20 protein-coding genes are annotated in these 19,684 nt (G+C 67.1%); 5 read left to right on the forward strand and 15 right to left on the reverse strand.

Features of this window, described 5'->3' with window-relative positions; genetic code table 11:
* Positions 1–29: 29 nt before the first annotated feature.
* Positions 30–1,001, reverse strand: a complete 972-nt coding sequence (locus ACQ4MJ_RS22240) for an alpha/beta hydrolase (protein WP_431151243.1) — start codon at positions 999–1,001, stop codon at positions 30–32.
* 53 nt (positions 1,002–1,054) lie between these two features.
* The gene (locus ACQ4MJ_RS22245) at positions 1,055–1,651 is read right to left on the reverse strand and encodes a hypothetical protein (RefSeq protein WP_431151242.1); all 597 of its coding nucleotides are present in this window, start codon (positions 1,649–1,651) and stop codon (positions 1,055–1,057) included.
* Positions 1,652–1,878: 227 nt separating this feature from the next.
* On the opposite strand from ACQ4MJ_RS22245, the gene ACQ4MJ_RS22250 reads away from it, so the two are divergent.
* Together ACQ4MJ_RS22250 and ACQ4MJ_RS22255 are read left to right on the forward strand one after the other, a co-directional pair.
* Positions 1,879–2,652 (forward strand): response regulator, encoded by a 774-nt coding sequence (locus ACQ4MJ_RS22250; protein WP_431151241.1) that lies wholly within the window; start codon positions 1,879–1,881, stop codon positions 2,650–2,652.
* Positions 2,649–4,049, forward strand: a complete 1,401-nt coding sequence (locus ACQ4MJ_RS22255) for an ATP-binding protein (RefSeq protein WP_431151240.1) — start codon at positions 2,649–2,651, stop codon at positions 4,047–4,049. Before ACQ4MJ_RS22250 ends, ACQ4MJ_RS22255 begins: the two co-directional genes overlap by 4 nt.
* A gap of 130 nt (positions 4,050–4,179) precedes the next feature.
* Here the strand turns inward: ACQ4MJ_RS22255 and ACQ4MJ_RS22260 are convergent, their stop codons facing one another.
* Positions 4,180–6,162, reverse strand: a complete 1,983-nt coding sequence (locus tag ACQ4MJ_RS22260; protein WP_431151239.1) for a methyl-accepting chemotaxis protein — start codon at positions 6,160–6,162, stop codon at positions 4,180–4,182.
* 258 nt (positions 6,163–6,420) lie between these two features.
* Between ACQ4MJ_RS22260 and ACQ4MJ_RS22265 the strand changes: the two genes are divergently transcribed.
* Together ACQ4MJ_RS22265 and ACQ4MJ_RS22270 are read left to right on the forward strand one after the other, a co-directional pair.
* Positions 6,421–6,861 carry an acyl-CoA thioesterase gene (locus ACQ4MJ_RS22265; RefSeq protein WP_431151238.1) on the forward strand — a complete coding sequence of 147 codons (441 nt, stop codon included), beginning with the start codon at positions 6,421–6,423 and terminating at the stop codon, positions 6,859–6,861.
* A complete protein-coding gene (locus ACQ4MJ_RS22270; protein WP_431151237.1) occupies positions 6,858–7,832 on the forward strand; it encodes an EamA family transporter in 975 nt (324 codons plus the stop codon). Before ACQ4MJ_RS22265 ends, ACQ4MJ_RS22270 begins: the two co-directional genes overlap by 4 nt.
* A gap of 119 nt (positions 7,833–7,951) precedes the next feature.
* On the opposite strand, the gene ACQ4MJ_RS22275 is transcribed toward ACQ4MJ_RS22270, so the two are convergent.
* The 12 genes from ACQ4MJ_RS22275 to def all read right to left on the reverse strand — a co-directional run bounded on the left by ACQ4MJ_RS22275 (position 7,952) and on the right by def (position 18,197).
* Positions 7,952–8,956, reverse strand: coding sequence for a succinylglutamate desuccinylase (locus ACQ4MJ_RS22275; protein ID WP_431151236.1), 1,005 nt, complete (start codon positions 8,954–8,956; stop codon positions 7,952–7,954).
* Positions 8,953–9,927: a Bug family tripartite tricarboxylate transporter substrate binding protein gene (locus ACQ4MJ_RS22280; protein ID WP_431151235.1), complete on the reverse strand. Its 975-nt coding sequence runs from the start codon at positions 9,925–9,927 to the stop codon at positions 8,953–8,955. The genes ACQ4MJ_RS22275 and ACQ4MJ_RS22280 overlap by 4 nt, the downstream gene beginning before the upstream one ends.
* A gap of 124 nt (positions 9,928–10,051) precedes the next feature.
* Complete coding sequence (locus tag ACQ4MJ_RS22285) at positions 10,052–10,948, reverse strand: LysR family transcriptional regulator (RefSeq protein ID WP_431151234.1); 897 nt, start codon at positions 10,946–10,948, stop codon at positions 10,052–10,054.
* 56 nt (positions 10,949–11,004) lie between these two features.
* Positions 11,005–11,832 carry an orotidine-5'-phosphate decarboxylase gene (gene pyrF / locus ACQ4MJ_RS22290; RefSeq protein WP_431151233.1) on the reverse strand — a complete coding sequence of 276 codons (828 nt, stop codon included), beginning with the start codon at positions 11,830–11,832 and terminating at the stop codon, positions 11,005–11,007.
* Positions 11,833–12,023: 191 nt separating this feature from the next.
* A complete protein-coding gene (locus ACQ4MJ_RS22295; protein WP_431151232.1) occupies positions 12,024–12,581 on the reverse strand; it encodes a FlgO family outer membrane protein in 558 nt (185 codons plus the stop codon).
* Positions 12,578–13,267: a hypothetical protein gene (locus tag ACQ4MJ_RS22300; RefSeq protein ID WP_055400342.1), complete on the reverse strand. Its 690-nt coding sequence runs from the start codon at positions 13,265–13,267 to the stop codon at positions 12,578–12,580. The genes ACQ4MJ_RS22295 and ACQ4MJ_RS22300 overlap by 4 nt, the downstream gene beginning before the upstream one ends.
* Before the next feature lie 209 nt (positions 13,268–13,476).
* A complete protein-coding gene (locus ACQ4MJ_RS22305) occupies positions 13,477–14,676 on the reverse strand; it encodes a phosphoglycerate kinase (RefSeq protein WP_176887550.1) in 1,200 nt (399 codons plus the stop codon).
* 238 nt (positions 14,677–14,914) lie between these two features.
* On the reverse strand, positions 14,915–15,253 hold the full coding sequence (locus ACQ4MJ_RS22310; RefSeq protein WP_431153152.1) for an AzlD domain-containing protein: 339 nt from the start codon (positions 15,251–15,253) through the stop codon (positions 14,915–14,917).
* Positions 15,253–16,077, reverse strand: a complete 825-nt coding sequence (locus tag ACQ4MJ_RS22315; RefSeq protein ID WP_431151231.1) for an AzlC family ABC transporter permease — start codon at positions 16,075–16,077, stop codon at positions 15,253–15,255. Before ACQ4MJ_RS22315 ends, ACQ4MJ_RS22310 begins: the two co-directional genes overlap by 1 nt.
* A complete protein-coding gene (locus ACQ4MJ_RS22320) occupies positions 16,074–17,141 on the reverse strand; it encodes a methionyl-tRNA formyltransferase (RefSeq protein WP_431151230.1) in 1,068 nt (355 codons plus the stop codon). The genes ACQ4MJ_RS22315 and ACQ4MJ_RS22320 overlap by 4 nt, the downstream gene beginning before the upstream one ends.
* A gap of 31 nt (positions 17,142–17,172) precedes the next feature.
* A complete protein-coding gene (locus ACQ4MJ_RS22325; protein ID WP_055400348.1) occupies positions 17,173–17,652 on the reverse strand; it encodes a hypothetical protein in 480 nt (159 codons plus the stop codon).
* A 35-nt stretch (positions 17,653–17,687) separates the two neighbouring features.
* Complete coding sequence (gene def / locus ACQ4MJ_RS22330) at positions 17,688–18,197, reverse strand: peptide deformylase (RefSeq protein ID WP_121421624.1); 510 nt, start codon at positions 18,195–18,197, stop codon at positions 17,688–17,690.
* 199 nt (positions 18,198–18,396) lie between these two features.
* On the opposite strand from def, the gene ACQ4MJ_RS22335 reads away from it, so the two are divergent.
* Positions 18,397–19,614, forward strand: coding sequence for a LysM peptidoglycan-binding domain-containing protein (locus tag ACQ4MJ_RS22335; protein ID WP_431151229.1), 1,218 nt, complete (start codon positions 18,397–18,399; stop codon positions 19,612–19,614).
* Positions 19,615–19,684 lie beyond the last annotated feature (70 nt).

Below are 19,684 nucleotides of genomic sequence, written 5' to 3' on the forward strand. Positions count from 1 at the left end.
TATTGATTCAGTAGCAAATTGCCGCTGCATCACTGCAAGCGACGGGCCACCTCAGCGTCCAGCGATCCCATGAAGGCCTCCACCGCCCGGGTGTAATCGCTGTCCAGGCCCAGTTGGGCGTTGATTTCGCCATGGTCCAGGTCCTGCGGCAACACCTCGGCGCGGCCGCCCTGGTTGCGCACGTGGCGGGCCATGGCATCGGATTGCTGGCAGGGGTCGTCCGCCCGCTGTGCCGAGCACACCATCTGCATCGGCGGAGCGCCCGCCGTCCATTGGTGGAAGGGCGACATCGCTACCCAATAAGCAGGGTCAGTGCCAAAGGCGTCGTCGTACAGCGGCAAGTGCGGGGCGCGCATGCGGGCGGGCACGTTCATCATGGCGCTGTCCAGCGAGACCGTGCCCAGCCACGGCCAGGCGCCTTCGCGCAGTGCCTGCGGGGCGCGGGCATTGAGCAGGGCCACCAGGTGGGCACCGGCCGAGTGGCCCATGAGGATGAAGCGGCTCGGGTCCCCGCCCCAGGTCCCCGCTCGCTGCTGCGCGGCCATGAGGGCGGCCTGCACATCGCGCTCCTGCACGGCCACGGGCGCGTCGGGCAGCATGCGGTAATTGATGGAGATGAGGATGAAGCCCTTGGGCACCCAGCGGTTCACCTTCTCCTGGACCACGCGGCCCATGGCCTTGTCGCCATGCCGCCAGCCGCCGCCGTGCACCATGAAGATGACCGGCGCGCGCACCGCGCTGGCTACCAGGCTGTTGGTGCCTGTGGTGGGGCTGGTGGGTACATACACATCCATGCGCTGCGCCGGGTCGGCGCCGTAGGGCACATCGGCGATGCGCTGCACGCCGGCGGCCAGGACGGCCGGTGCAGCGGCGGCCTGCTTTTGTGCGATGAGGGCACGCAGGCGGCCACCGTTGTGCGCGGTGGTCTGGGCCTGCACGCTGGCGGTGGCCAGCGTGAGCGCGGCGAGGGTGGTCAAGGTGAGGGTGCGGCGCAGGGACATGGCAAGGCTCCGGAGTTCAGAGGGGGGCAATCGATGGCTGGGTCCAGACGGTGTTAAGGCCGCGTCGGACAAGCCATGGCCGTGCCGCTCGCGTCATAGCAGGTGGCGCTGCGGCTCAAGCCGCTGTCCTTGCTGTAGCTGCTCTGCGTCTGCACGCTGTTGCCGGTGGCCGCACTGGTGGCGGTGGTGCTGCGGGCCTGCTCCACGCTGCCGTCGGCATTGCGGCTTGCCCCGCCGCTGCTGTGCAGACTGCCCTGGGCATTCTGGGCGGACACCGTGCCGCTGTGGCTGGCACTGCCGTCAACACTGCGGGTGGTGCTGCCCTGGCGTGCGGCCACCCCGCCCTGCGCGCCCACGGTGGCGCCGCGGCGGGTGACGCTGCCGTTGCCCTGCCCATCGGTGGTGGCGGTGCGGCCGCGCAGCACCGCGCCGTTCGGGCCGCTGCGGGCCACGCCGGTGTGGGTGGTGGTACTGCCATCGGCGTTGTGTTCCACGCTCCGGCGGGTGCGGGCCTGCGCTTCGGTGGGGGCGGCCAGCGCCAGCACGGCGCTCAGCCCCAGGGTGGCGAGGGCGGGTAACACGAGCACACCCGTTGCCAGCGCGGGGCGGTGCAGCAGGTCGTTGTCAGCGGGGTGGGGCAGCAAAGGCATGGTGGTGAACTCCTTGGGGTTTGCCTTGGGGTGTGGCATGGCTGTACTGTGGGTCCCGGGTGTGAGCCATTGATGGCAGAAATCCGCCGATGTATGACAAACCATGACAAACGACTGCGACTCCGTCATGCCTTGTCATGGCTGGGGGTGCATGGCCCGCCGTACCGTCCAAGTAGCGCCTACCATTGCCACCACGCCGCCTTCACTTGCCACGTTGCTCCCTGCCCATGACCGACCCCCTGGCCAAAATCCTGGTCGCCGATGACGAGCCCGATCTGCGTGCCCTGCTGCAGCGCTACCTCAGCGACCAGGGCTATACCGTGCGCACGGTCGATGGCGCAGGCCCGCTCGATGTGCTGCTGGCGCGCGAACGCTTTGATGTGCTGGTGCTCGATGTGATGATGCCGGGCGAGGACGGCCTGGCCATCTGCCGCCGCCTGCGTGCGCAGGGCGAGACCATTCCCATCCTGATGCTCACCGCACGCGGCGACCCGGTGGACCGCATCATCGGCCTGGAGATGGGCGCCGACGACTACCTGCCCAAGCCCTTCAACCCGCGCGAGCTGCTGGCCCGCATCCAGGCCATGGTGCGGCGCCAGCGTGTGCTGGGCGCCCACACCGGGCCGCGCCAGGCGGGTGGGCGTATTGTGTTTGGCGCGTTCACGCTGTGGCTGGACGAGCGCCGTCTGGAGCGCAACGACGGTCGCGACGACAACCACAGTCAGGGTGCGCAGGACGTGCCCCTGACCACCGGCGAATTCGCACTGCTGCAGGCGCTGGCCCGGCAGCCACACCGACCGCTCGGGCGCGACCGGCTTATCGCGCTGGCCTATGGGCCCGACCACACCGCCACCGACCGCAGCATCGACGTGCAGGTGATGCGCCTGCGCAAGCTCATCGAGGCCGACCCGGCCCAGCCGCGCCACATCCGCACCGTGTGGGGCGTGGGCTATGTGTTTGTGCCCGATGGCGCTGCGCCGGGCGGGGGGCGCCAGCCATGACGGCCTCTGCAACCACCCGCCGCTGGGGGCTCTGGCCGCGCAGCCTGCTGGGGCGCAACCTGCTGCTGATGGCCGTGCTCATCGTGCTGGGGCAGCTGGTGGCGGCGGTGCTGGTGCGGCAGATGATCTTCAAGCCCCGTGTGGCGCAGGTGGCCGATGGCGTGGCGCGCAATGTGGCTGCGCTGCGTGCGGGGCTGCAGGCACTGCCCGCGGCGCAGCGTGTGGCATTTGTCGAGGCGTTCAACCGGCAGGCCGTGTTGTCCGCACCGCCCGTTGCGCCGGAGAGTGCTGCGCGGCGCGCGCTGCTGTCGCCCCTGGAGCGGCAGTTTGTGCAGGCCGTGTCGCGCCGTCTGGGTGCGAACGATGCTGCGACACAGCCGCCGCAACCGACGCAACCGCTGTGGCGCCGCGACAGCACCGGCGTGCTGTCCCTGCGTGTGGTGCACGAGGGCGCGGAGGGGGCCGAGAGCTATTGGCTCAACCTGCCCAGCGTGTTCCCCAGCCGTGAGTTCACCGGCGCCTGGCTGGCCGCCACGCTGGCCAGCATGCTGCTGGCGCTGCTGGGCGCGTGGTGGCTGCAGCGCCACATCAACCGCCCGCTGGTGCAGGTGGTGGGCGCGGCGCAGCAACTGGCGCAAGGCCAGTCGCCCGCAACCCTGCCGGATGATGGGCCCGAAGAAATCGCCACCGTGGCGCGCAGCTTTAACCAGATGGCGCAGAGCCTGGCCGCCGCCGACCACGAGCGCGCCCTGATGCTGGCAGGTGTGTCGCACGACCTGCGCACGCCGCTGACCAAGCTGCGCCTGGGGGTGGAGATTGCCGGCGCGCAGGTCGATGCGCCGCTGGCGGCCAGCATGGCGCGCAGCATCGACGAGATGGATGGCATCGTGGGTCAGTTCCTGCAGTTCGCACGCAGCGGTGAGGCCGAGGCGCCCACCACCGCATCGCTCAACGACCTGGCCCAGGCCGTGGCCGAGGCGCAGGCCGACCATGGCCGCGCGCTGGTGCTGGAACTGGGGGCCCTGCCCGACGTGCCCGTGCGCCCCCAGGCCCTGCGCCGCGCGCTGGACAACCTGGTGGAAAACGCCTGGCGCCACGGTGCGCCGCCGGTGGTGTTGCGCACGGGGGCTGACGCCACCCAGGTATGGCTGGAGGTGCAGGACCAGGGCACCGGCATCACCGCTGAAGAGATCGACCGCATGCGCCAGCCTTTTGCACGTGGCGGCGGCACGGCGCGTGCGGGCGCACCGGGGGCCGGGCTCGGGCTGGCGATTGCCGAGCGCGTGGCGCGCGCCCAGGGGGGGGCGCTGGAGTTGCACAGCGCCCCCGGCCACGGGCTGCGCGCGCGGCTGGTGCTACCGCAGACGGGGCCGGGTGGTGAGCCTGCGACGGCGTGAACGGATGCGCAACGGTGGAGCGAGCGGGCTGCCCGGTCCATCCGCCGCTCCGCGCAGCGCCGCGGAGCCACGGGGGTCGCAGAATCTGAATAAAATTTGCCGCTAGCGCTTGATGGGTAAGTGCTGATAGCTATTGAATTTGTAGCGAATTTGTGGGGCGTGGTGCCCTGTGCTGGCCCTGGCCTTCGTCCCCCAGACGGAACACCGACACCACCTGCACCAGGTCTTCGGCCTGGTTCTGCAGGCTGCTGGCGGCGGCGGCCATTTCCTCGACCAGGGCGGCGTTTTGCTGCGTGACCTGGTCCATCTGCGTCACGGCCTCGCCCACCTGGGCCACGCCCAGCGATTGTTCGTGGCTGGCCGCGCTGATCTCGCCCACGATGTCGGTCACGCGGCGGATGGACGCCACCACCTCGGTCATGGTGCTGCCCGCCCGGTCCACCAGGGCGGTGCCTTGTTCCACGCGCTCCACGCTGGCACTGATGAGGGCCTTGATCTCGCGCGCGGCCTCGGCACTGCGTCCGGCCAGGCTGCGCACTTCGCTGGCCACCACCGCAAAGCCCCGGCCCTGCTCGCCCGCGCGGGCCGCCTCCACAGCGGCGTTCAGGGCGAGGATATTGGTCTGGAAGGCGATGGAGTCGATCACGCCGATGATGTCCGAGATCTTCTGCGACGCGGCGTTGATGCCCTGCATGGTGTTGACCACCTGGGCCACGACCTCGCCGCCCTGGGTGGCCACGGTGCTCGCGCTCGCGGCCAGCTGGCTGGCCTGCTGGGCGCTGTCGGCGTTCTGGCGCACGGTGGCGTTGAGCTGCTCCATCGAGGCGGCGGTTTCTTCGAGCGCACTGGCCTGGCTTTCGGTGCGGGCCGAGAGGTCGGTATTGCCCTGGGCAATCTGCACGCTGGCCGTGGCCACGTTTTCAGAACCGTTGCGCACCTGGCGCACCACCTGCGTGAGCTGGCTGCGCATCTGCTGCAGCGCTTGCAGCAACTGGCCGACTTCATTGGTGCCGTGGGCCAGCGGGGCGCCGCTCAGGTCACCCTGCGCCACGGCGCGTGACAGCGCCACGGCCTGTGACAGCGGCACCGTCATCGAGCGCACAAACACCAGCGCCATGCCGCTGGTGGCCGAGAGCGTTACGACCAGCGCCAGAGCCACCCACAGCAGTCCCCGCTGCAGGTCGGACACCCGGGCCTGCAGCGCCTGGTCCAGGCTGGCCATGGACAGGTTGTTGAGTGCGTTCAGCGCTTCGATGGTGCGGGTGAAGGCGTCGAAATAGTCCTTGGAAGGCAGCTGGAGTTCGCTGGCGTTGATCACGTCGCGTTCGGCCATCTGCAGCGATTGCTGGATCTGGCCCTGCACGGCCTGCGCGCTGCTGCCCAGGGCGCGTTGGAGATCGGGGTTGCCTTGCAGGGCGCGGTCCAGTCCCCGGAAGGTGTCGGCCTGCAGCTCGGCAACACGCTGCTGCAGCACCAGCAACTGGCCCTTGCCCTGGGGCGTCAGCTCGCGTTTGCCCAGGGCGCTGGCGCCTTGCGCGCGCAGCATGCCCAGCTTTTCGCCCAGCATGGGCGCCTGCACCAGCGAGGCCTGGATCAGTGCGTGCGTGTCGGCGTCGGGGTCGATCTGCAGGCCATAGGCATGCAGCAAGGATTCGTTGAGCTGCAGCAGCGACGCGATGAGCTGCGTGTGCTGCGCCGTGCTCTGGGCCTGCTCGATGCTGCGTGCGGCCACGGCCTGCTCCAGCGTGCGCCAGGTCTGCTGGGCCTGGGTCCAGGCGGCCATCTGGGTGGCGGGCACCTTGGCGGCCGCAAAGCGGGTGGTGGCCTCGTCCAGCGCCGCGTTGACGGCATCGCGCGCAGCGGGGCGGCGCGCCGCCAGGGTTTCGTCGCCGCCCAGCATGCCCACCGACAGGCCCCGGTGCACCTGCATCTGCTGCACGAGGCGGGTGAGTGCCTGCGCAGGGACCATGCCCTGCGCCTCGTGGCGCGCATGGCCAATGGCGTGCAGCGCATCGCGCACCGTCAGGTAGGTGGGCAGCGCACTCATCATGAGCCCGAGGGTTCCCAGGATGAGGAATTTTTCGAGCAGGTTCAAGCGGTGAAGAAGGGACATGGCAGTACGCGCACGGTGGGTGTGTGCGCAAAAGGGTAGACCTCAGGGGGCGGGGTGTCGGCACCCGCCGACTGGGATGCGGCCCTCCATCAGGCCGCGCGGGATGTAACGCAATGTAGGGGGCTGTTTTGAGTAGGGTTTTGACTCAGGTCAATTTTCACCACCTGCGGGGCGTCTTTGGAGGCATGCACACGGGGCAGCGGCAGAGGGCGCGCTGGAGAATAATGACCCCTACATCCGCCCCTTGGAGCACCTGGCATGCAATCGATCACCCTGCGCTTCCTGGCGTCTCAAAGCACCCTGCCCCAGGCAGGCCGTGTGCCCGGTGGCACCGTGCTGCGCTGGGTGGACGATGCCGGCTTTGCCTGCGCCTGCGCCTGGGCCAAGGGGCCGTGCATCACCGAGTTTGTGGGCGGCGCGCATTTTGTGCACCCCATTCGCCCGGGGGATCTGGTGGAGGTGCATGCGCGCCTGGCGTCCACCACCGACACCGCCATGCACCTGGCCGTGGAGGTGTGCAGCGGTGGCATCCATGGCGAGCCGCTGCAAGAGGTGCTGCACTGTGTGGCGGTCTACACCGCCGTGGATGCCGACGAGCAGCCCCGTGCCATCGACAAATGGAGCCCGGAAACCCCCGGCGACATGGCCCTGGCCCAGCGGGTGAAGGCACACATTGACGCTGCGCGGGCTGCGCAGTGACGGCGCCTGTATCCGGCCCGCTAGGCCCGGTAGGTGGCTCGCTGCGTGCGCGCGACCTGCTGGCCGCCCTGGTGGTGGTAGTTCTGTGGGGCGTCAACTTCGTTGCGATGAAATGGGGGCTGCGCAGCTTCAGCCCCTTTCAGCTGGGCGCCGCGCGCTACCTGTGTGCCGCCTTGCCGCTGGTGCTGCTGGTGCGCCCGCCGCGCATGCACTGGCGCTGGGTGCTGTTGTTTGGGCTGTTCCAGGGCGTGGGGCAGTTCGGTTTTCTGTTTGTAGGGCTCAAGGTGGGCATGACGGCCGGGCTGGCCAGTGTGCTGCTGCAGACGCAGGTGTTCTTCACCGCGCTGTTCGGCTTTGCACTGCTGCGCGAGCGGCCGGGGTTGCCCTTGCGGTGGGGCATGGTGCTGGCCGCGCTGGGGCTGGTGTGTTTTGCGATGAACTACGTGGGCCCAGGCTCTGGCGTGGGTGTAGCGGCGGCTACCACGCTGGCCGGTTTGCTGTTGACGCTGTGCGGCGCTGCCATGTGGGCCTCGTCCAACATCGTGGCGCGCCTGGCGCAGCAGCAAAGCCCGGGGTTTGATCCGCTGGCGTTTGTGATCTGGAGCAGCCTGGTGCCGGTGCTGCCTTTTGTGGCGCTGTCTGCCATGTTCGACCCTGACGCCGCACGCTGGCTGCAGTGGCAAACGCTGGCGGACGTGCCCTTGCTGTCGTGGGCGGCTGTGGCCTACCTGGGCTGGGCGGCCACCATTGTTGGCTATGCGCTGTGGACCAACCTGCTGCAGCGCTACCCTGCCAACCGTGTGGCCCCCTTCAGCCTGGCGGTGCCGGTGGTGGGGCTCACCGCAGGCTGGCTCCTGCTGGATGAGGGCGTGGCGCCCTGGCAGTGGGCGGGGATTGTGCTGGTGGTGGCAGCTCTGGCCTGTGTGGTGCTGGGGCCAAAAATACAAGCAAAAATAGCCTCTAGCGCTTGATGGATAAGCGCTAGCAGCTATTAAATTTATAGTGTTTGAATAGGAAGAGGCGGGGGCTCCTGCCACCCACCGCCTCTGCAGTGCGCCTGTTGCGCCGCTACTGAGCTGTTACTGCGCGCTTACAGCGCCCTGCGCCGCGCGAACCGCACCACCGTCACGCCCGCGCGCGCCTGGCGCACCGACGGCATCACCAGCACGCAGTTGTCATACGGCGTGGTCACCGGCACACCGTCGTTGTCGCCAATCACGGTGCCAGCCTTTTCAAACAGCTCCAGCCCCGTGTAGGGCGCCACAAAGCGGAAGGCGCTGCTGGTGGCCACCACGGGGCCGGTTACCTCCAGCGCCCACTGGCGGGGCGCATCGGGCAGGCGCCAGCCGGGCAGTTGCTGCGCCAGGGCGTCGGCGCTCAGGGCGCCGGACTGTTCGATGAAGCGCACGCACTGGTCCTGTGCCACGGCGCGGCTGGCCGGGTCGCCATGGAAGCCACATTCAATGAGCAGCGAACGGGTGCTGTTGCCGTGGTCGTCTTCCAGCGCGCCAAACCGGCCGTAGTCGCGCATGCGCACGCCGTCCTTGTGGCCCGCATCCACCACGATGTGCTCGGGCGAGCGCATGGCGCGCGCCAGTTCCAGGTTGCGCGGCTGGATGCCGGTGAGCAGCAGTGGGGCCGAGGGCTCGTGCATCGAGTGGATGTCGAGCAGCCAGTCCGCCTGCGCCACAAACGGGCGCAGCGCGGCGGCGCGGCGGCGCTCCTTGGTATCGGCTGCGTCGATGCGCTCGTCCAGCCATTGGCGGTTGAGGTCTTCGTCGGTGAAGCGCGAGGCGTCGTGGTTGCTCGCGTCAAACCGGTCGAACGCATCGAGGTTGCAGAACGCCAGCGTGAGCGTGCCCTGCTGCGGCCGCACGCCCGCTTCGAGCAGGCCCTTCAAGGCCCAGGCGCCGCACAGCTCGTTGCCATGCACCAGCGCGCTGACCATCACGTGGCGGCCGGGCTCGCCCGAGTCGAAATGCCAGACGCCTTCGGTGCCGGTGTTGCCCACGCGCCAGGCGGTGATGTCGGGCGCGGGCAGCTCAAAGGCCAGCGGTGGAACGGCCGTGTTTTGGGGGGCGGTGCTGCTGCTCATTCTTCGATCTTGGCGAATTCCACAATCTTCTTGTACTTGGCGACTTCGGCCGCCAGGAACTGGTCGATGTTGACCGTGGTCGCAGCCACGGTGGAGCCGCTGGCTTCCATCTTCTTCTTGAACTCGGGCGACTGCAGGGTGTCGTTCAGCGCCTTCTTCACCTTGTCGAACACCGGCTTGGGCAGGTTGGCCGGGCCCATCAGCGCAAACCACACGCCAATGTCCACGTTCTTGTACTGCGGGGTTTCGGCCAGGGCCGGGATGTCCGGTGTGGCGGCGGAGCGTTTGGCTTCGGTGGTGCCGAGGGCAATCACCTTTCCGCTCTTGATGTGTGGCAGGCCGCTGGAGAGCACGAACACGCCATATTCCAGGTTGTTGCCCATGAGGTCGTTGGTGAGCGGCGCGACGCCCCGGTAAGGGATGTGCGTCATGAAGAGCTTGCCCTGCTCCTTGACCATCTCGCCCGCCAGGTGCAGCGACGTGCCCACGCCCGAACTGCCGTAGCTGAACTTGCCCGGGTTCTTGGACACCTTCTGCGTGAACTCGGCCAGGTTCTTCACGCCCGCGCCGGTGGATGCCACCAGCACCAGCGGCTGCGAGGCGATGAGGCCGATGGCGGTGAAGTCCTTCACGTCGTACTTCACCTTCTTGGTCACCAGCTTGTTGATGGCAATCTCGTTGCTGGCGCCCACCAGAAAGGTGTAGCCGTCGGGTGCGCTGCTCGCCACCTTCTGTGCACCAATCGCGCCGCCTGCGCCCCCAATGTTTTCAATCACCACCGGCACGCCCAGCTTGGCGCTCAATTCCGTGGCCACGGTGCGGCCGGTCAGGTCGGTGCTGCCCCCGGGTGGGTAGCCCACCACAATGGTGATGGGTTTGGAGGGATACACATCCTGTGCGAACGCTGGGGCCGCCAGGAGGGCCATGCCACACAGCAAGGCGGTGCGGCGCAGGGAGGGAGTGTTTTGCATGCGGGGCTCCAGTGAAGTTCTTGTGGGTGGAGCCATTGTGAAAAGGCGGGCACACGTCTGTGGTGCTGAAATGGCACCGAGGTGTGCCAAATAGGTTCTGCCCCCTCGGGCAAACCCTGGGGTGTCAGCGCTGTGCCAGGGCTTTCCAGAGCGCTTCGGCCACGGGACCGAGTCGGCGTTTGGGTCGGTACAGGCGCACGTCGAAACGCACTTCCAAGCGCGCATCGCCCGCAGGCGCAAGCCGTTTGGCCTGGCAATCGGCGTGCACCATGGACCAGGGCAGCCACGCCACGCCCAGGCCTTTTTGTACGTATTCGTAGTGCGCGTCGGCCGAGTCGCACTCCACCACCCGCTGCAGCCGGGGCGCATGCGGGTTCTGGGACAGATGGTCTTCCACCAGCCGGCCCAGTGCGAGCTGGGGGGCATAGGCCAGGTAGGGCACGGGCAGGTGGTCGTGCCCGAAGCGGTGCAGCGCCTGCCCTTGCGCCGTCGCCCGCGAAATGGGCACCAGCCGGTCGGACGCCACCGTGACATGCATGAACTGGCGCGCATCCAGCCGTATCGCCAGCGCCGGGTGGTGGTACACGAGCGAGAAGTCGGCTTCACCCCTTTCCAGCAGCGCCACGGTGTCTGCCAGGGCGCGGGTGCGTATGCACAGCTCGGCGTTTTGCAAAATGGGCTGCAGCCGCACCAGCCAGTCGGCCACCACCGTGCGTGCCAGCGTGCGGCCGGTGGCCAGCGTCACGGTGCGGGCTTGCCGGCCAGCCAGGCTTTGCAGCTCCTCGTGCGATTGCGCCAGGCTGCGCGCCATGTGGCCGGCGGTTTCCAGAAAGCTCTGCCCGGCAGGCGTCAGGGTGACGGGGCCGCCACCGCGCTCCACCAGCGGCGTACCCGCCCAGGCCTCCAGCGCGCGGATGCGGCGGCCAAAGGCGGGGTGAGTGACATGCCGCAGCTCGGCTGCCCGCGTATAGCTGCGCTCCTGCGCCAGCACGATGAAGTCTTCGAGCCACTTGAGCTGCATGGGTGTGATCCGGGTGCAGCTGCGGCGCGAAGGTTGTAGGAGCTGAAAGTGGGGTGTCAGCGCGCGCGGGCTGCTTCGAGCGCCGCGCGGGTGCGCTGGGCCTCGGTGCGCGCCGCTGCTGCAAAGTCGTCGCCCTTGGACGCGTACAGGATGGACCGCGACGAGTTCACGATGATCGGCCCGCCATCGCGCAGCCCGGCGCGCACGGTGGCAGCGGCGTCGCCACCCTGGGCGCCCACGCCCGGGATCAGCAGCGGTAGTGTGGGCGCAATGGCACGCACACGCTCGATCTCCTGTGGGTAGGTGGCACCCACCACCAAGCCCAGCTGGCCGTTCTTGTTCCAGGGGCCTTGCGCCAGCCGTGCCACATGCTCATACATGAGCGGCTGGCCCTCGACGCTGGCCAGGCGCTGGGTCTGCAGGTCGTCGCCGCCCGGGTTGGAGGTGCGGCAGAGCAGAAACGCGCCCTTGCCGTGGTAGGCCAGGTAGGGCTCGATGGAGTCGAAGCCCATGAAGGGCGACAGCGTGACCGCATCGGCACCGTAGCGCTCGAAGGCCTCCTTGGCGTACTGCTCGGCCGTGGAGCCAATGTCGCCGCGCTTGGCATCCAGGATCACCGGCACATGCGGCGCGTTGGCGCGCATGTGCTGCATCAGGCGTTCGAGCTGGTCTTCGGCGCCGTGGGCGGCAAAGTAGGCGATCTGTGGCTTGAAGGCACACACCAGATCGGCCGTGGCGTCCACGATGGCGGCGCAGAAGTCATAGATCTTGTGCGCATCGCCCTGCATTCCCCCAGGAAACCGCGTGGGCTCCGGGTCCAGGCCCACGCACAGCAGGGAGTTGTTTTGCGCCGTGGCGTCGCGCAGCATGTCGGTGAAGGTCATGGGGCGTGATTTTAGGTGGGGTGACAAGCACCGCCGCACGGTTTTCTGCCCACCGCTGCGGCGCAGAGGACTCCGGGGTGTGGTCACGAGCCCGCAGTGGGCAACAAAAAAGGCCGTCGAGACGGCCTTTTTTGGGGTGGTTCGGGAGTCCCCGTACGCAGCGGGAGCACCCCTACCGAATTCGCATGCCCTCAGCGCGGTACCGCCAGCAGGCGCTGTACATCGCGGTCGTTGGGCAGTGCGTAGTCGTGGCCGCGGATGATGCGGCTGTCTTCCGTGCGCACGAGCTTGAGGCTCACGTAGGTGAAATTGGCAGCGGCCGAGTAGGTACCCACCAGCACCAGCGAGGCATTGTGGCTGCGGGCGATATCCTTGATTTCGCGGGACAGCAGCAACTCGCCAGCACCTTCGCGCACGAACACGTCGCCGCGCAGCTTGATTTCCTTCACGTTGAAACCGCTGGCCGCCATGTGCGAGGCGTATTGCTCGGACAGCGTGCGGCCCAGAGGGGCCGAGCGGCTCAGGTCGTTCACGTTGACCACGGTGGCCACCAGGACGGGGCCGCTGCCTGCAGCGCTCAGGTCGAAACCGGCGGTCAGCTTGGCCACGGCATCGCGGCTGCTGTTCAGGAACTGGTTGTTGGCGGCTTCCTGGTAGGTCGGATCGGTGCGCGTGGGCGCGCCATTGTTGGCACAGCCGGCCAGCAAAGCTGCTGCGGCCAGCGCGGTCAGAAGTGCTGCGGTTTTCATTGCGAAACTACCTTCATATTGACGTTCTTGTAGTACGACGGACGCATGAACAGCGGCGTGTCCGCGTTCTCGAGGTAGTACACATCGGTCTTGCGGGCCACATACTGGCCGCCGCGTGTGACCGTGGTGGTCAGGATCAGCTCGGTGTTGGTGGGGCCGCCCGAGTTGATGCTGGCGCCGTAGTCAGCCAGCGAGGTGGCACCCAGCGCGGCCAGCAGTTGCAGATCCAGGTGCTCGTGACGCAGCCCGTAGGCTGCCATCAGGCCCGCAGCGATCATCGTGAACTGGCCAGGAATGAAGTGGGGGCGGGGGCTGTTGTGACGAACCACCTGCGTGTTGTACGTCACGTTGAGTGCCTGGCCAGGATCCTGCAAAACAGGCGCACCGCTTTGCACGAGCTTGGTGATCAGGAAATCACGGAATGCCAGATCGAATGCGCTCGGGTTGGGGGGCAGTGCGACATGCAATTGCGTGCCAGGGGCCATGCCGGTCTTGTCGAGCGTGCTGAGGGTTTGCGCCACCACGTCGTTCGAGACCAGTTCCCAGTGGCCCGCCGAGCGGACCTTGGGTTGTACCGTCAGCTCAAAGTTCTCCGCCAGGGGAATGGGCGAACGATAAGCACATCCCGCCAAAGTAGCCACAGCGCCGGCCAATACCGCCAAGCTGACTGCCTTTGAAAATTTCATGATTCCCTCCTACGGACTTTGAGAGGCGGGGACATGAACAGATACATCCCACGCGATTGAAAAATAATTCTGGGCGCGATACTCAACAAAAACAAGAAAAAATTGAGGTAACTGCGCCCAGACACACGCAATTCGTTGTTTTTGGTCACAGATTGGCGTGCTTGCTTACGCGCGGCTGCATTTGCTTGTACCGGCGCGTGTAACGAATTTCAAACGATAGTAACGAAGCGTTTTTCAAGGATTTCGAACGCGGGCAGCGTCTTGCCTTCCAGCACTTCCAGAAAGGCGCCGCCGCCGGTGGAGATATAACCCACCTGTTTTTCGATGCCGTATTTAGCGATGGCCGCCAGGGTGTCGCCACCGCCAGCAATGCTGAACGCGGGGGATTCGGCGATGGCCTTGGCAATCTCGCGGGTGCCGTTTTCAAAGGCCGCGAATTCAAACACGCCCACCGGGCCGTTCCAGACGATGGTGCCTGCGGACTTGAGCTGGGTGGCCAGGCGGGCGGCGGTTTCGGGGCCGATGTCCAGGATCAGATCGTCCTCGGCCACGTCCTTGGCTGCCTTCACGGTCGCTGGGGCATCGGCGGCAAAGGCCTTGGCGGTGACCACATCGGTGGGGATCGGCACTTCGGCGCCGCGCGCTTTCATGGCGGCGATCACGGCGCGCGCTTCGTCCAGCAGGTCGGGTTCGGCCAGGCTTTTGCCGATGGGCAGGCCCGCAGCCAGCATGAAGGTGTTGGCAATGCCGCCGCCCACGATGAGCTGGTCCACCTTGTCGGCCAGGCTCTTGAGGATGGTCAGCTTGGTCGAGACCTTGGAGCCCGCCACGATGGCAGCCAGCGGGCGCTGGGGATGGGCCAGGGCCTTGGTCAGGGCGTCGATCTCGGCCGACAGCAGCGGGCCGGCGCAGGCAATCGGGGCAAATTGAGCGATGCCGTAGGTCGTGCCTTCGGCGCGGTGGGCGGTTCCAAAGGCATCGTTCACGAAGATGTCGCACAGCGCAGCCATCTTGCGGGCCAGGTCTTCCTTGTTCTTTTTCTCGCCCACGTTCAGGCGGCAGTTTTCCAGCAGCACGACCTGGCCAGGGGCAACGGTGACGCCGTCCACCCAGTTCGAGACCAGCGGAACATCGCGGCCCAGCAGCTCGGCCAGGCGTGCGGCCACGGGGGCCAGCGAGTCCTCGGGCTTGAACTCACCCTCGGTCGGGCGGCCCAGGTGGCTGGTCACCATGACGGCCGCCCCGGCGTCCAGCGCCATGCGGATGCAGGGGATCGATGCGCGGATGCGGGTGTCTTCGGTGATGCGGCCAGCATCGTCCTGGGGAACGTTCAGGTCGGCACGGATGAAAACGCGCTGGCCTTGGGCCTTGCCTTGGGCGCACAGATCGGAAAAGCGGAGGATGTTCATGGCGGGAGGGGTGGATTGAATCGGGCTCTTGAGGGCTGCCATTTTAGTGAGCGAAGCCCATGCGGCTCCCGCGCCCGTGCCAGTGCAACCGCGGAACTGGCTCTGCCAGGCCCCTGGCGTCGTCCCCCTGGGGGCTGAGGGGCAGCGGCTCCAAGCCTGCCTGCGCAGGCTTGGACTGCACCGAAGAGCCACCGCCTCTGGCGGCGGCACTGACGCACACGGCTCAGGAGGTGCTTCTCTACCAATTCCAGCCGATGTGCAGCGGCAGGTACACCACCATGCCCACCACGATGGTGCCCAGGATGCCGCGCCGCCAGAAGTAGTAGGCAGTGGCACACAGGACGGCAGGGATGCGCGCGTCCATGAACGTGCCGATGAGTTCGCCATGGGTCATCAGGATCTCGGGCGCGATCACGGCGGTGAGGGCGGCCAGCGGTGCGTACTTGAGCCCGCGCTTGAGCCAGTCGGGCAGCGGCAGCTCGCGCTCGGGGATCATGAAGAACGAGCGCGACACCACGGTGATCACGGCCAGGCCGAAGATGGCGATGGCGGGTTCGATCCAGGACCAGTCGTTCATCATGGATGGCGCTCCTCGCGCAGTGGCACCACATCGCCCGCCTCGACCTGCTCGCGTTCTTCAGGTGGCAGCACGCTGTCGGCGGGCAACAGGACCAGTTCGGGCTTGTGGCGACGGCGGTCTACCGCCTCCATCAAGAGGCCTGCGGCCACCGCCGCCGCAATGGCCACCAGGATGTTGAGCTTGAGCGGCAGCGCAAACGCGGCAATCGCCGCCGTGGCGGCGACCGCGGTGGCCAGCCAGGTGGCCCGGTCGAACAGCAGCGACAGCAGCACACCCAGCAGCGCCAGCACGCCCGCAAACCCCAGGCCCCAGGACAGCGGCACGGCATTGGCCAGCAGGATGCCGGCGATGGACGGCACCTGCCAGGCCAGCCAGTTGGTGCTGGCAGCACCCCAGAAATACGGCACCTGCTCGGGCTGGGGGCGCGGCTCCGGAAAGCGCTTCATGAAGGCCACGTAGATCACATCGCCGCTGAAATAGCCCACCGCCAGGCGCTGGCGCAGCGGCAGGTGCGCGAAGTAGCTGCGCCACATGCTGCTGAAGATCACAAAACGCAGGTTCACACAGCTCGCCGTGAGCCAGACCACCCACAGCGGTGCGCCCACCGCCATCAAAGGGATGACCGCCAGCTGCGCGCTGCCGGCATACACCACCAGCGACATGAAGATGGCCATCCCAACGGGCAGCCCGCTCTTGACCATGACCACTCCGGTGACCAGGCCCCAGGCCCCGATGCCCACGGCCGTGCCCGCCATGTCGACAGCGGCCACGCGAAAGGAGGGGTGGCGCAGTGTGTTGCCGATGGCGGCCCGGCGGCTCATTCCGGTGTCGCGGCGGTAGTGGGCGCAGCGCCCAGCACCATGCCGGGCTGCAGGTCAAAGCCCCGCAAGAAATCGGCCGCTGCGAGCCGCTTGCCCCCCGCGCGCTGCAAGGTGGTCAGGCGCAGCGTGCCTTCGCCGCAGGCGACCGTCACTCCGTCGCCATTTACCGACAAAATTTGGCCCTGGCGCTTATCTGTATTCGAGTTATCGCTATCAATTTCATAACTCCACACTTTGATCGTTTCCCCGGCGCATTCGGTGCTGGCTCCGGGGAACGGGTCAAACGCCCGAATACGCTGGCCGATCACCGTGGCGGGCAGCGACCAGTCGATGGTGCTCTCGGCCTTCTCGATCTTGTGGGCGTAGGTGATGCCCTCGGCGGGCTGGGGCAAGGCCTTCAGCCCTCCACAGGCGGCCAGTTCCAGAGCCTCCACGATCATGCGGCCCCCGAGCGCGGCCAGCCGGTCGTGCAGGGTGGCGGTGGTGTCTGTGGGCGCAATGGCCAGCCGCTCCATCAGCAGCATGTCGCCGGTGTCCAGGCCAGCATCCATCTGCATGATGGTGACGCCGGTTTCTGCATCCCCGGCCTCGATGGCGCGATGGATGGGCGCGGCGCCGCGCCAGCGCGGCAGCAGGCTGGCGTGGATGTTCAGGCATCCCAAACGCGCCCCCACGCTTCCCGCTGCGCGTGGTTCGCTGCCCCCCGAGGGGGCCTTCGCGCCTTCGGGCGGCCGTGCGGCGCTCATGGAATCCAGCACCCACTGCGGCAGGATGAGGCCATAGGCGGCCACCACCATCACGTCGGCCCGCGCAGCCAACAAGGCATCGCGGGCGGCGGCCGCATCATCGGGGTACTTGCCGTCCAGGCGCAGGCTGCGGGGCTGCGCGACGGCGATGCCATGCTCCAGCGCGCATTGCTTGACGGGGGAGGCCTGCAGCTTCATGCCGCGCCCCGCGGGGCGGTCGGGCTGGGTCAGGACCAGGGGCACCGTGAACCCTGCGGCCAGCAGCCGCTCCAGCGCCACGCGGGCAAATTCGGGCGTGCCGGCAAAAATGACTCTCATGGGAAACCGTTGTCAGGAGGTAAGTACGCACTCAGTCGCGCGCGTTGTCAAAATGGGGAAGCTCGTCCGTGAACATGACCAGCCGAACCACGCCCTGGCGGTCCAGGTGGACGTGGGCAAGGCGCGGGTCGGAGTTCTGGCGGAAGCGGTAGGTCCAGATGTCGCCCTCGAACCGTGCCACACGCTCCACGCGCAAAGGCGCGCCAAAGGTGCGCTGCACATCGGCGGTGGTCCATATGCCCACGGGAAGGTTCTCAAAGCGCGCCTGCGTCAGCACCTGCTCGTTGCGCACCAGCCTGCCGCTGGCGTCGAAATCCAGGTTGTAGGCCGCAAACCCCGCGGGCAGCTCGGAGTACAGGAGCCGCTCGCCGCTTGGCAAAGGGAAGGAGGCGGTGGGCGGCCCGAGACGGGCAACCACCTCGGCGCGCAGCGCGCCGGCTTTTTCGCGGGCCGGCAGCGCACAGCCCGAAATTTGCACCGCCAGCACAAGAAGCGCCAGGCGCGCCAGCACTCCGCCACCCCTGCGGGTGCAGAGCGCCGGACCGGTCACTCGCGCGCCCCCCGCTGCTGCTTGACCATCTTGGTCTTGATGCGATTGCGCTTGAGTGGGGAGAGGTATTCCACAAACACCTTGCCCATGAGATGGTCCATCTCGTGCTGGATGCACACGGCCAGAAGGCCATCGGCCTCAATGACGCGGGACTGGCCCTGGGCGTCCAGTGCCCGCACATGCACGGCATCGAAGCGTTCAACGCCGTCGTAGATGCCGGGCACCGAGAGGCAACCTTCTTCGTTGAGGTGCTTTTCGGCACTGGTCCAGACCAGTTCGGGGTTGATGAGCACCAGCGGCTGGTTGCGTTCCTCAGAAACGTCGATGACCACCAGGCGCTCGTGCACGTCCACCTGGGTGGCGGCCAGGCCAATGCCATGGGCGTCGTACATGGTGGCCAGCATGTCGGAGACCAGCGTCCGGATGCGGTCGTCCACCGCCGCAATGGGGCGTGCAACCTTGTGAAGCCGGGGGTCCGGGTAACAGAGAATGGGAAGGATTGCCATGAAAGCTGCCAAGAGATGTCGCTATTTTCGCCACTTTTAAGGCCTGCTGCAGCGCCGCCAGCCAATAATCGTTGCCGAATCAAGGGCTTGAGCAGAGAATCTAAGAAGCTTTGTAACGTATTTGCCCGGCTGCGCGGTTGCTCCGTGCGTCGAGGTGCCAGCGAGGGGGCGTTTCCCAATGCATGAGAAAAGGAACAACATGACAGCATTCACCAGCGTGCGGCGGACCGCCCTGGGCGCGCTCACCATCATCGCTGGCGCTTTGCTGGTCGCACCGGCTCAGGCCCAGACCCCTCCCATCTCCAGCGGTCAGCGCGCCACGGCACAGCAAGTGTCGGAGCGTGGCATCCCGCTGTCCGAGCTGGCGCCTAACGCCCCGGACACCTACACGGTGCAGCGCGGCGACACGTTGTGGGGTATTTCGGGTCTGTACCTCAAACGGCCCTGGCGCTGGCCCGAACTGTGGGGCATGAACCTCAAGGCCATTGCAAACCCGCACCTGATTTATCCGGGCCAGACGCTTTACCTGGACAAGGATGGCAGCTACGCCCGCCTGCGGACGACACCCCCTGGCGTGCCGGATTCAGAGCCTCAGACGGTGCGCGTGTCGCCCCGCACCCGCAGCGACAGTCTGGCCAGCACGGCGCTCCCCACACTCAAGTCTCACCTGATCGAGCCCTTCCTCGTGGAGCCTCTGGTGGTGGATGCCGACGTTTTGCAACGGGCTCCCCGCATTGTGGCCACCACCGAAGATCGCGTGCTCATGGCCAGCGGCGACCGCGCCTATGTGCGCGGCGATGCATCCGCCCCCGTCCGTTCAGAACCTGGCGAGCCCCGCTTTTTCCGTGTTTTCCGCGATGCCGTGGCCATGAAGGATCCGGTGACGGGTGAAATCCTGGGGTACGAAGCACAGTACCTGGGCAAGGCCGAGCTGGTGCGTGGCGAGTCTTTTGAGGAGATTCCCAACGGCAAGGGCGGCTATGTCTCTGAATATGTACCTGCCACGGTGGATCTGTCCGGCACCAAGGAAGAGATACGCGCAGGAGACCGCATCCTGCCAGCGCCTGCCCGGGTCTTCACCAGCTACACCCCACGAGCGCCCCACATCGATGTGGACGCGCGCATCGTCTCCATCTACGGCAGCTTCTCGGCAGCCTATGCCGCCCAGAACCAGGTGGTTGCGATCAACATGGGTTCGCAAGACGGCATTGAGCCAGGTCATGTCCTGTCGCTGCTGACCCAGGGCGACCGCATCAAGGATGTGACTGGCGAGGGGAAGACCATGATCAAGCTACCCAGCGAGAGCAACGGGACGGCCATGGTGTTCCGAACCTTCGACCGCGTCTCGTACGCGCTGCTGCTGGAAATCCGCAGCGGCGTGCGCGTGGGCGACCGCCTGATCAATCCTCAGGAATAACGGCGGACTGGCTGAAGCCGCACGGCTGCCTGTGGGTGGCGCGGCGGCGGGGCTGGCGTTGCCGTGGTTC

The organism is Acidovorax facilis, from assembly GCF_050626955.1.
Lineage (GTDB): Bacteria > Pseudomonadota > Gammaproteobacteria > Burkholderiales > Burkholderiaceae_C > Acidovorax > Acidovorax facilis.